General features: G+C 69.0%; 10 protein-coding genes. 1 reads left to right on the top strand and 9 read right to left on the bottom strand.

The genetic code is table 11. From position 1 onward, the window contains the following. Positions 1-314 precede the first annotated feature (314 nt). From ACWC5O_RS33065 to ACWC5O_RS33040, 6 genes are all read right to left on the bottom strand, one after another. Entirely contained in the window at positions 315-1,421 is a 1,107-nt protein-coding gene (locus tag ACWC5O_RS33065) for a sugar ABC transporter substrate-binding protein (RefSeq protein WP_450590662.1), read from the bottom strand. 625 nt (positions 1,422-2,046) lie between these two features. Beyond that, positions 2,047-2,496: a heat shock protein transcriptional repressor HspR gene (locus ACWC5O_RS33060; RefSeq protein WP_450590664.1), complete on the bottom strand. Its 450-nt coding sequence runs from the start codon at positions 2,494-2,496 to the stop codon at positions 2,047-2,049. Positions 2,497-2,501: 5 nt separating this feature from the next. Further along, a complete protein-coding gene (gene dnaJ / locus ACWC5O_RS33055) occupies positions 2,502-3,668 on the bottom strand; it encodes a molecular chaperone DnaJ (RefSeq protein WP_450590665.1) in 1,167 nt (388 codons plus the stop codon). A gap of 36 nt (positions 3,669-3,704) precedes the next feature. Continuing rightward, positions 3,705-4,367 carry a nucleotide exchange factor GrpE gene (gene grpE / locus ACWC5O_RS33050; protein ID WP_450590666.1) on the bottom strand — a complete coding sequence of 221 codons (663 nt, stop codon included), beginning with the start codon at positions 4,365-4,367 and terminating at the stop codon, positions 3,705-3,707. Beyond that, positions 4,364-6,214, bottom strand: coding sequence for a molecular chaperone DnaK (gene dnaK / locus ACWC5O_RS33045; protein ID WP_450590668.1), 1,851 nt, complete (start codon positions 6,212-6,214; stop codon positions 4,364-4,366). Before dnaK ends, grpE begins: the two co-directional genes overlap by 4 nt. 94 nt (positions 6,215-6,308) lie before the next feature. Further along, a complete protein-coding gene (locus ACWC5O_RS33040) occupies positions 6,309-7,328 on the bottom strand; it encodes an MraY family glycosyltransferase (protein WP_450590669.1) in 1,020 nt (339 codons plus the stop codon). Positions 7,329-7,522: 194 nt separating this feature from the next. Here ACWC5O_RS33040 and ACWC5O_RS33035 point away from each other — a divergent pair, with 194 nt between their 5' ends. After that, positions 7,523-9,805, top strand: coding sequence for a (Fe-S)-binding protein (locus ACWC5O_RS33035; RefSeq protein ID WP_450590670.1), 2,283 nt, complete (start codon positions 7,523-7,525; stop codon positions 9,803-9,805). A gap of 301 nt (positions 9,806-10,106) precedes the next feature. Here ACWC5O_RS33035 and ACWC5O_RS33030 read toward each other — a convergent pair whose 3' ends face one another. From ACWC5O_RS33030 to ACWC5O_RS33020, 3 genes are all read right to left on the bottom strand, one after another. Continuing rightward, entirely contained in the window at positions 10,107-10,433 is a 327-nt protein-coding gene (locus tag ACWC5O_RS33030) for an antibiotic biosynthesis monooxygenase family protein (protein WP_450590672.1), read from the bottom strand. A gap of 525 nt (positions 10,434-10,958) precedes the next feature. Beyond that, positions 10,959-11,315, bottom strand: a complete 357-nt coding sequence (locus tag ACWC5O_RS33025; RefSeq protein WP_450590674.1) for a hypothetical protein — start codon at positions 11,313-11,315, stop codon at positions 10,959-10,961. A 16-nt stretch (positions 11,316-11,331) separates the two neighbouring features. Beyond that, the gene (locus ACWC5O_RS33020) at positions 11,332-11,778 is read right to left on the bottom strand and encodes a helix-turn-helix domain-containing protein (protein WP_450590676.1); all 447 of its coding nucleotides are present in this window, start codon (positions 11,776-11,778) and stop codon (positions 11,332-11,334) included. Between the last annotated feature and the right edge of the window lie 249 nt (positions 11,779-12,027).

The following is a 12,027-nucleotide window of genomic DNA, read 5'->3' as shown; positions in this document are numbered from 1 at the left end:
GCAAAAACCGACGTTACGACCCGTTTTCAACCGGCCTCCGCCCGTCGCATTGCAACAAGATGATGGTGGTGGGGCGCACGCCACCGGGGCATCGTTGATCTCGCTTCCCCCGGGTGCAACAGCACCCGGAGCGGTCCCGGTCGGACTCCCCCCGTTCGGCCGGGACCGTCGTATCGCGCCCACGGGGGTGGCGCGATACGGGAGGGCCGCTCAGCACGTGACGCGGCAGGGCGCCGACCATCCGGCGCCCGCCGCGTCACGTGCGAGCCCACTGCCTCGGCCCTGTTCCGGGCCGACGGGCTGCCGCCCCGGGCCTACTTCAGGCCGACGGCCGCGCAGGCCGCCTTGTACTTGGGGGTGCAGATCTCGCCGATCGTGTAGATCCCGTCGGCGATGACCGTGTCCTTGATGCTGCTCTTGACCAGGGGGCTCACCTGGACCAGCTTGGACGGGATGGCCTTGCTGGTGGGGCTGTCCACCTTGTCCTGGGTGAGGGCGTCGAACTGGATGTCCTTGCCCTGCACCTTGGTGACGGCCATCTGGGCCGCGGCCTCGGCCTCGTCCGGGTAGGACTTGTAGACGCTCATGTACTGCTCGCCGGCGACGACCCGCTGCACCGCGTCCAGTTCGGCGTCCTGGCCGGTGATCGGGGGCAGGCTGGTGACACCGGCCGCCTTCAGCGCCTTGATGACACCGCCCGCCATGCCGTCGTTGGCGGCGTAGACCCCGGCGATGTTGTTCTTGCCGATCTTGTTGATCGCCTGGGTCATTTCGGCCTGGGCGTTCTCCGGCTTCCAGTCCGGGGTGTCGAAGGTGTCCGCGATCGTGACCTTGCCGTTCAGCTCGGACAGCGCGCCCTGCTTGAACTGCTTGGCGTTCGGGTCGGTGGGCGAGCCGTTCACCATGACGACCTTGTCGGAGGTGTCGGCGTTCGAGCCCAGCGCCTCCAGCAGCGTGCGGCCCTGCACCTCGCCGACCAGCTCGTTGTCGAAGGAGATGTAGGCGTCGATCGGCCCCTCGGCCAGCCGGTCGTAGGCGATGACCGGGATGCCCGCCTCCTTGGCCTTCTTCACCTGGCCCGCGATGCCGTGCGAGTCGACCGCGTCGAGCAGGATGACGTCGACCTTGTCGTCGATCATCGACTGCATCTGGCCGGCCTGCCGGGCGGCGTCCGCGTCGGCGTTGGCGTACTCGACCCTGCCCTTCTTGTGGGTCAGCTCCTCGACCTTGCTCTTGATGATGGGGTAGTCGAACTTGTCGTAGCGCGTGTTCGCCTTCTCCGGCAGCAGCAGGCCGATGGTGACCTCGTCGCCCTTCGTCGGGCTCGCGCTCGCACCGTCCCCCGTCGCGTCCAGCACGCCGCAGCCGGCGAGCGAAAGGGTCATCGTGGATGCAGCCACGGCTATGGCGATACGACGCATTCAGGGGCTCACTTCAGGTGCGTTCCGGACGAGGGTGCTGCTTTACGACCCAGGTGTCTGAAAAGACAACGCGGAGCCACTACCCGGCGTCAAGAAGAACTACTTAACGAGTGCGCAACAGCACGCTCCGCTGCACCTGTGAAGAAGGAACGGAATCCCCTCCAAACACCCTTTACGGACCCTTCATCCAAACGGAGTTCATGGGCAGGCAAAGATCCGGACAACCAACGGCAATCCTCGCGAGTCGTGATCGCCGGCGGCCGCGTGCCGTCTCTCCGGCTCGAGCAGAGGACCGAATGAACCCAGCCAGACGTACGGTGCAACGAGTCCGCCCGGTCCGAGAGCCGGTAAGAACCCGGCCACGGACCTGAAGTACTACGAGATCCACTGGGGCGAGCCGACGGGCGACCCGGGCGATCAGGTCTGCTGGGGCGGCACGACGGACACCTCCTACCAGGACACCGACGCCGCCAGGGGCACCTCCCACTTCTACCGGGTGACCGCACTGCAGCCCGACGGCACCGAGTCCCCACCCGGCGCCGACTGGGTGTCCCTCGCGCCCTGAACACCCTGAGCACGCGAAAGGGGCCCGGAATCCGGGCCCCTTTCGCGTGTCACGGACGACTCAGTCGTTCTGCTGCCGCTTCGGCCGCCACACGACCAGCGCGCTGGTCTGCTGGGCCTCCTGGTACGGAACCAGGTCGCGGCGGTAGGAGGCGTGGACGGCGGCCTCGCGCTGCTGCATCGCGGCCGCCGCGCCGTCCAGGGCCGACTGCAGCTCCGCGACGCGGGACTGGAGCGCGGCGACCTGGTTCTCCAGTTCGATGATCCGCTTGATGCCGGCCAGGTTGATGCCCTCGTCCTGAGACAGCGCCTGCACCTGGCGGAGCAACTCGATGTCACGGGCCGAGTAGCGGCGGCCCCGGCCGGCGGTGCGGTCGGGGGAGACCAGGCCCAGGCGGTCGTACTGGCGCAGCGTCTGCGGGTGGAGTCCGGAGAGCTGGGCCGCGACCGAGATGACGTAGACCGGGCTCTCCTCGGTCAGTTCGTACGGGTTGCGCCGACGGCCGTCCATCACTCTCATTCTCCCTTCGCGGCCTCGAACAGCTCCGCCCGCGGGTCCTCGCCCGCGGTCGCCTCGCGATACGCCTCCAGTGCGTCACGAGCCTTCCCCGAGACGTCCTTCGGGACACTCACCTCGACGGTGACCAGGAGGTCGCCTCGGGTGCCGTCCTTGCGGACCGCGCCCTTGCCCCGGGCCCGCATGGTGCGGCCGTTGGGAGTGCCGGGCGGCAGCTTCAGGGTGACGGTGGGGCCGCCGAGAGTGGGGACCCGCACCTCGCCGCCCAGAGCCACCTCGGCGAACGTCACCGGCACGGTGACGGTGAGGTTGTCGCCCTTGCGCCCGAACACCGGGTGCTCACCGACGTGGACCATCACGTACAGGTCGCCCGCCGGTCCGCCCCGCTCGCCGGGCGCGCCCTTGCCGCGCAGCCGGATCCGCTGCCCGTCGGTGACGCCCGCCGGGATGCGGACCTGCATCGTGCGCGACGACTTGGCGCGGCCGCTGCCCTTGCACTCCAGGCAGGGGTGCTCGGCGATCAGGCCGCGGCCCTTGCAGTCGGGGCAGGGGTCGGTCAGCGAGAAGCCGCCGCCCGAGCCGCGGGCGACCTGCCCGGTGCCGACGCAGGTCGGGCACACACGCGGTGTGCCGTTCTTGTCGCCGGTGCCTGAGCAGGCCTTGCACGGTGCCTGGGAGGACATCCTCAGGGGCACCGTGGCGCCCTCGATGGCCTCCGTGAAGCTCAGCGTGACCTCGGACTCGATGTCCTGGCCGCGCCGTGGCTGGGTACGGGTGCCCGTGGTCCCGCCGCGGTTGAACAGGCCCCCGAAGACGTCACCGATGCCGCCGCCGAAGCCGCCCCCGCTCTGCGCGTTGCCCCCGAAGAGGTCGCCCAGGTCGAAGTTGAAGGAGCCGCCGGCGCCCGGCCCGGGGCGGAAGCCGCCGTTGCCGAACAGGGCGCGTGCCTCGTCGTACTCCTTGCGCTTCTTGGGGTCACCGAGGACGTCGTTCGCCTCAGAGATCTCCTTGAAGCGCTCCTCGGCCTTGGCGTTGCCCTTGTTGGCGTCCGGGTGGAACTCGCGGGCGAGCTTTCGGTACGCCTTCTTGATCTCGGCCTCGGTGGCGTCCTTGGGGACGCCGAGGACCTTGTAGAAGTCCTTCTCGATGAAGTCCTTGGTGCTCATCCCCGACGTCCCTCCTTCCTGTCTTCAGTGATTACGTCAGCCCTCCTCCGGGCCACCGTTCTCCTTGTCGTCGGCCGCGGGCGCCTCGGTGGTCTCCTCGGCGCCCTCCGCCTTGACGGCCTGCGCGCCGGGCTGCGGCTCGGCGACGGCCACCCGCGCGGGGCGGATGGTGCGCTCGCCGATGCGATACCCGGGCTGCAGGATGGCCACGCACGTCGTCTCGGTGACGTCCGGTGCGTAGCTGTGCATCAGGGCCTCGTGGATCGTCGGGTCGAAGGGCTCGCCCTCCTTGCCGAACTGCTGCAGGCCCATCTTGGCCGCGACGGTCTCCAGCGACTCGGCCACCGACTTGAAGCCGCCGACCAGCTCACCGTGCTCCCGCGCGCGGCCGATGTCGTCGAGCACGGGCAGGAGTTCGGTCAGGAGGTTCGCGATGGCGACCTCCCGGACCGCGACCCGGTCGCGCTCCACTCGGCGGCGGTAGTTCTGGTACTCGGCCTGGAGCCGCTGGAGGTCGAGGGTGCGCTCGTTCAGTGCCGTGCGCACCTGGTCCAGCTGGGCCACCAGACCCGCGTCTGCTGCTACGTCCCCGGCCGGGGCCGCCCCCTCCTCGGGAGCGGCCTTCGACGCGGCGTCTTCGGGGGTCGCGCCGGAGGGGACGTCGGGCTTCTCCTCGAAGCCCGGGGTCTCCTCCGTCACGCGGCACCGTCCTTGCGCTCGTCGTCCACGATCTCGGCGTCGACGACGTCGTCGTCAGCGGCCTTGGCCCCACCGGAGGTGGCACCCTCGGGACCGCCCGCGGCCTGCGCCGCCTGGGCGTCGGCGTACATGGCCTGGCCCAGCTTCTGCGAGACGGCCGCGACCTTCTCCGTGGCGGTACGGATCTCGGCGGTGTCCTCGCCCTTGAGCGCGGCCTTCAGCTCCTCGACGGACGCCTCGACCTCGGTCTTGATCTCGCCCGGGACCTTGTCCTCGTTGTCCTTGAGGAACTTCTCGGTCTGGTAGACGAGCTGCTCGCCCTGGTTGCGGGTCTCGGCGGCCTCGCGGCGGCGGTGGTCCTCCTCCGCGTACTGCTCGGCCTCCTGGCGCATGCGGTCGACCTCGTCCTTCGGCAGCGAGGAGCCGCCGGTGACGGTCATCTTCTGCTCCTTGCCCGTGCCGAGGTCCTTGGCCGTGACGTGCATGATGCCGTTGGCGTCGATGTCGAAGGAGACCTCGATCTGCGGGACGCCACGCGGGGCCGGCGGCAGACCGGTCAGCTCGAACATGCCGAGCTTCTTGTTGTACGCCGCGATCTCGCGCTCGCCCTGGTAGACCTGGATCTGCACGGACGGCTGGTTGTCCTCGGCCGTCGTGAAGATCTCGGAGCGCTTGGTCGGGATCGTGGTGTTGCGCTCGATCAGCTTGGTCATGATGCCGCCCTTGGTCTCGATACCGAGGGACAGCGGGGTGACGTCGAGGAGCAGGACGTCCTTGACCTCGCCCTTGAGGACACCGGCCTGGAGCGAGGCGCCGATGGCGACGACCTCGTCCGGGTTCACGCCCTTGTTGGCCTCCTTGCCGCCGGTCAGCTCCTTGACGAGCTCGGCGACGGCGGGCATACGGGTGGAGCCACCGACGAGGACGACGTGGTCGATCTCGCCGAGGGAGATGCCGGCGTCCTTGATGACGTTGTGGAACGGCGTCTTGCAGCGCTCCAGCAGGTCGGCCGTCAGCTGCTGGAACTGCGCCCGGGTGAGCTTCTCGTCCAGGTGCAGCGGGCCCTCGGCGGACGCGGTGATGTAGGGCAGGTTGATCGAGGTCTCGGTGGACGAGGACAGCTCGATCTTCGCCTTCTCGGCAGCCTCACGCAGACGCTGCAGAGCCATCTTGTCCTTGCTCAGGTCCACGCCGTGGCCGGACTGGAACTGCTTGACCAGGAAGTCGACGATGCGCTGGTCCCAGTCGTCACCACCGAGGTGGTTGTCACCGTTGGTGGCCTTCACCTCGACGACACCGTCGCCGATCTCCAGGAGCGAGACGTCGAACGTGCCGCCACCGAGGTCGAAGACCAGGATGATCTGCTCGTCCTTGTCGAGGCCGTACGCGAGCGCGGCCGCGGTGGGCTCGTTGACGATACGAAGGACGTTCAGACCGGCGATCTCGCCGGCCTCCTTCGTCGCCTGGCGCTCGGAGTCGTTGAAGTAGGCCGGGACGGTGATGACCGCGTCGGTCACCTTCTCGCCCAGGTACGCCTCGGCGTCCCGCTTCAGCTTCTGCAGGATGAACGCGGAGATCTGCTGCGGGTTGAAGTCCTTGCCGTCGAGCGCGATCTTCCAGTCGGTGCCCATGTGGCGCTTCACGGACCGGATGGTCCGGTCGACGTTGGTGACCGCCTGACGCTTGGCGACCTCGCCGACGAGCACCTCGCCGTTCTTCGCGAAGGCGACGACGGACGGCGTGGTCCTGGCACCCTCGGCGTTGGTGATGACGGTGGGCTCGCCGCCCTCCAGAACGCTGACGACGGAGTTAGTCGTGCCCAGGTCGATGCCGACCGCACGTGCCATGGTTGATTCCTCCAGCTGACTTGAGTGGAACAGGCTCAAGTGTGCACGAGCGGGTCCTCCGGGTCAACAGACCTGAGCCAGCCAGACTCAACTCTTATCCGTTCCTTACACGCAACTGCCCTCTGACCTGCGTGGATGCGGTCCGCCGGGGCGGCTGGACAGCGACACGAAGGAGTACGAGAACGGCGAGGACCACCCCACCGGCCACCCACAGCACGGCTCCCTCCCCGGTCCACCCGGCATGCACGAGCACCCCCACCAGCACCGTGGAGAAGGACCCGGCGCCGAGCAGTACGACGGCCCCGGGCGGAGTGAGCCCGAGCCACCGCAGCCGGTGCGCGAGATGGCCGGGGCCGCGCCTGAGCAACGTCCGGCGGGCCGTCCCGCGCGCGAGGAGCACGAGCAGGAAGTCGGCGGCGGCCACGGCACCGAGGCAGAACAGCACGCCCGTGGTCGGCCCGAGCGCGTAGCCCGCGCGCGTGAAGACCGCGGCCGAGGAGAGCAGGAACCCGGTGAACAACGACCCGCAGGCGCCCATTCCGACCCGCGCGGGATGCCAGTTGTGCATCAGGAACCCGGTGAGGGCGGCCGCGAAGACGCTCAGCAGCACCGCGAGCCCGTCCATCACCTCCACGGCGGCGCAGGCCCCCGCCCCGAAGGCGGTGACCACCCCGACCGTGCCCGCCAGCCCGTCGGCGTGGTCGAGCCCCTTGAAGGCGAGCGAGGCGAAGACGATCCAGCCCACGGCCAGGATCCCGCCCCAGACGCCCGTCTCGTCGTACGGCACCACGCAGGCCGCCGCCACGGCCGTACCGGCGAACAGCACCCGCGCGCGCAGTCGCCACACGTCGGCGACCAGCCCCAGCACGGCGACCCCGGCACCGGCGACGAGCAGCCGCCCGACCCCCTGCCCCAGCGGGGCGACCTTCGTCCACACCCCCGCCCATGCCACCAGACAGGTGACGACCACGACGGCCACCCCTCCGGGCACCGGCAGGGGCCGCTGCCGCCGCCGGTCGACGATGCCCGCGCGCAGGGCGGGCACCCGGAGCAGCGCCGCGAGCACGGCGGCGAGGAGGAGGGCGGCGGAGGCCGCGGCGATCCCGTATAGCACGGGTCTAAGTTAGGCGCGAATGTAGCAATTCGGTATGAATAACACGATCCGATTGCCCGGCCCGCTCAGGCTCCCCTCAGCGACCCAGATCACCTCACTCCTGGCTACAGTGCGAGTAAAGATGCGGGTAGTCTCGAACGGACTGCATAAGTTACCGCTTAGTAATGTCCCTCGCAGGCCCGAGGAGCCCCGAAATGCAACTCGCCGCGATCATCGTGTCGCTGGTTCTGATCGTGGTCGGCGTAGCCCTGTTCGCCCGCGCCGTCCTCCAGATCTACAACTTCATGCGGCTCGGTCAGAGCGTGCCCGCGGGTACCCGCACCGACGAGCCCGTGCAGCGCACCCTCACCGTGGTCAGGGAGTTCCTCGGCCACACCCGGATGAACCGCTGGGGCATCGTCGGCGTGGCGCACTGGTTCGTCGCCGTGGGCTTCTTCACCCTGCTGCTGACGATCGTCAACGCCATCGGCCAGCTGTTCCAGGCCGACTGGATCCTGCCGGTCATCGGCGAGTGGGCGCCGTACAACGTCTACGTCGAGTTCATCGGCACGATGACGGTGGTCGGCATCCTGGCTCTGATCGTCATCCGCCAGCTGAGCCACCCGCGCAGCCCGGGCCGCAAGTCCCGCTTCGCCGGCTCCAACTTCGGCCAGGCGTACTTCGTCGAGGCCGTCATCCTGATCGTCGGCGTCTGCATCTTCATGCTGCACGCGCTCGAGGGCGCGCAGCACCACGTCGACAGCTACGAGGCGTCCTTCTTCATCTCGTACCCGGTGGTGTCGTGGCTGAAGGGCATGGACGTCTCCACGCTCCAGAACCTCACCTACTTCTTCGCGGGCCTGAAGATCGCGACCTCCTTCATCTGGATGATCACGGTCGCCCTGAAGACCGACATGGGTGTCGCCTGGCACCGTTTCCTGGCCTTCCCGAACATCTGGTTCAAGCGGAACGCCACCGGTGAGACCTCCCTGGGCGCCCTGCTCCCGATGACCTCCGGCGGCAAGGCGATCGACTTCACCGACCCCGGTGACGACGACGTCTTCGGCGTCTCCCAGGTCGAGCAGTTCTCCTGGAAGGGCCTGCTGGACTTCTCCACCTGCACCGAGTGCGGCCGCTGCCAGTCGCAGTGCCCGGCCTGGAACACCGGCAAGCCCCTCTCCCCCAAGCTGCTGATCATGTCCCTGCGGGACAACGCGCACGCCAAGGCGCCGTACCTGCTGGCCGGCGGCGGCAAGACCATGGAGGGCGAGGAGAAGGCTTCGGCCGAGGCCCTGAAGGACGTCCCGGCGTCCGCGCTGGCGGAGGCCGAGCGCCCGCTGATCGGCACCGCCGAGGAGAACGGCGTCATCGACCCGGACGTCCTGTGGTCCTGCACCACCTGCGGCGCCTGCGTCGAGCAGTGCCCGGTGGACATCGAGCACGTCGACCACATCGTCGACATGCGCCGCTACCAGGTCATGATCGAGAGCGCCTTCCCCTCCGAGGCGGGCACGATGCTCAAGAACCTGGAGAAGAAGGGCAACCCCTGGGGCCTGGCCAAGAAGCAGCGCCTCGAATGGACCAAGGAGGTCGACTTCGAGGTCCCGGTCGTCGGCAAGGACATCGAGGACCTCACCGAGGTCGAGTACCTGTACTGGGTCGGCTGCGCCGGCGCCCTCGAGGACCGCGCCAAGAAGACCACGAAGGCCTTCGCCGAGCTGCTCCACATCGCGGGCGTGAAGTTCGCGATCATGGGTGGCGACGAGAAGTGCACCGGTGACTCCGCCCGTCGCCTCGGCAACGAGCCCCTGTTCCAGGAGCTCGGCATGGAGAACGTCGCCGCGCTGAACATGGCGTTCGGCGAGTCCCTCAACGAGGAGGGAGAGGTGGACGAGTCGACGAAGAAGCCGAAGTCGGCGAAGAAGATCGTCGCGACCTGCCCGCACTGCCTCAACACGCTCGGCAACGAGTACCCGCAGCTCGGCGGCGACTACGAGGTCATCCACCACACCCAGCTGCTGCAGCACCTGGTGGACGAGGGCAAGCTGATCCCGGTGACCCCGGTCGAGGGCATCATCACGTACCACGACCCGTGCTACCTGGGCCGCCACAACAAGATCTACACGCCCCCGCGCGAGATCATCGGCAAGGTCCCGGGCCTGCGCAACGAGGAGATGCACCGCCACAAGGAGCGCGGCTTCTGCTGTGGCGCCGGTGGCGCGCGGATGTGGATGGAGGAGCGGATCGGCAAGCGCATCAACAACGAGCGTGTCGATGAGGCCCTCTCCCTGAACCCCGACATCGTCTCCACCGCCTGCCCGTTCTGCCTCGTCATGCTGACCGACTCGGTCAACGGCAAGAAGAACGAGGGCAAGGCCAAGGAGTCCATCCAGGTGGTGGACGTGGCCCAGCTGCTCCTCGACTCCGTCAAGACGCCGGTCGACCCGGCGGGCGAGCCGGAGCCGGAGAGCGAGCCGGAGCCGGAGCCGGTGAAGTAACACCGGCTGTACGACACGACGGCGCCCCCTGACCCGCACAGGCAGGGGGCGCCGTCGTATGCGTGGGCTGAAGGCTCCGCCTCACCGGACCCGCCCACCAGTGATTGGTGGATCTGGGCCACGGGCTACTTGCGGACCGGCAGGTCAGAGGGGCCGAGGACCTCAGGAGGGTGGAACAAATCCGCCAGTCACTGCGCCAAACCCGGCCTCGGCTCCTTCGTGGCGAAGCGCCCCGTCGAAGAACCCGAACCGCCCGCACAGGGCCGTCCGGCGACGTGGCGCCACACGCTCGACCCTCCGACTAGACCTCCTTGGGCCCCGCCTGCTGCACCACCTCGAAAGACCACAGGGTGGAGCCGGAGGCGGCGGGCTTGGGCCGCTCGCCGCCCTCGCCGCCACCCTGGTGCGCGGACTTCATCGGCCCCTCCATCCAGGCCTGGAACGACTCCTCGTCACGCCAGCGCGTGTACACGAGGTACTGATCGGTGCCCTCGACGGGGCGCAGAAGCTCGAACCACTCGAACCCGTCGGAGTTCTCCACGGCGTGGGCCCGCGAAGCGAACCGCTTCTCCAGAACCTCCCGCTGTTCGGCGGGCACGGTCAGCACGTTGATCTTCACTACGCTCATGGGTCCATCCTGCCCCGGCTCCCCTTGTCCGGCTCAGGCGGCACCCGCACTTCTCCGCCTTACGGCGGCGATCATGCGCTGCGTATCATCCGCCCATGCCGAACCCGATATCGCCAGGCCGCCCGGCACGGCCTGGGGTCGGGAGTGGAACAGCGAGCTCCCAACGCACGTGCCGCAGCGGCGTTCCTGGCACAGCTGACGGCCGCTGTGGCAGCGGACGGGCCCGCGGCGGACGGGCATGCGCTGGTGCGTGTGCAGACGCGGCCGCGGCCGCGGCCGCAGCGTCAACTGGGTCCGCGCGCCCAGGCCGTCGTGAGGTCGCCTGCGCTCTGCCGCCGTACGCGCTGCTGCTGCGGGTGGAGCGGCGGGCGCGCTCGCTGTGGCTGCTCCGCAAACGGGGAATCGGCGTGGTCGGCAAGGTGACCGGCTACGTGCGCACAGCGGGCTTCGTGCTCTGCGTCCTGGCGAACCTGCCGTTCTGAACGAGTCGACCAGCCGAACCGGCCACCGCCTGCCGACTCCGGCTCAGGCGGGCGGGTTCGTGCCGGGCCGGGGAAAGCTGAGCAGGCGGCCCACCTCGGTCAAGGGGTCGGGATCGGCGGGGTGTTCGGACGGGCGGGGCTCGGTGGAGGAGCAGTCGGGCGAGGCAGCGCCCCCGGGGCGCGAGGCCGGCGGAGAGCCTGCGGAGGGCGAGTGGCCGTAGGGGCGGACCGCCCTCGCGTGTTCCTCCCAGCCCATGCGGTACCACTGGAGGTGGGACCGTTGCAGTTCCTCGTCCGTGAGGATGCGGACGTTCTCGATGCCGGCTTGTCGCACCTTCTCGCCGAGTTCGATCAGCAGCGTGCCCAGCAGTTGGTCGATCCGGTCCGCATCGCTCGCCATCTGCGCACTCCTTCCGCTACGAACCGCCAGAACCGCCCTCCGGCAGGAACTGCCGGGCCACCTTCACGAACAGGCCGCGCAGATCCTCCGGGACCCCCATCCGCCGGGCCGCCTCCTCGGGGCTGATCCGCCCCGCCGGCGCACGGCTCCCGCCCGGCACCGGCTCCAGCGGCAGGTCCTCCGCCGACAGGCGTCCGGAGCGGATCAGCATGTCCCGCAGCGGTACGCCCAGCACTCCGGCCAGGCGGCGCATCGTCTCCAGGTCCGGCATGCTCTGCCGCTGCAGGAGCCGGGTCACCGCGGCCCGGTGCACCCCGGCGTCGTCCGCCAGCCGGGACTTACCGCCACCGCGCGGTCCGTCGATGACGTAGCCGCGCTCCCTCATCAGGTCCTCGACCCATGCGGCGAACTCCTCGAGTCCGTCGGTGCGCTCCAGACGCTCCATACGTGGGCTCGACCCCATGCTCCCGCTCTCCCCTCGTAGAGGGAGCAGCGTACCGATCGCGCGCGCACGTGTTCGGTGCGCGCATGCGCGCAAGGAAGCTTCACACCTTCACCTCGCCTTCGAACGTATGTTCGCACAACGCGCGCCGAGAGTGCACGCACTCCCAGAGGTTCGACACGAAGGGCGACCGCTGAACCTCATTCCGTCACATTGGCATCGCTAAACGCTTGCGATCGCGCTCGCACGGTGTCACGCTGGCGATCGTCC

The organism is Streptomyces sp. NPDC001450 (assembly GCF_053597295.1).
The sequence above is the reverse complement of the archived record's forward strand: the minus strand, read 5'-3'. Positions and strand labels throughout refer to the sequence as shown.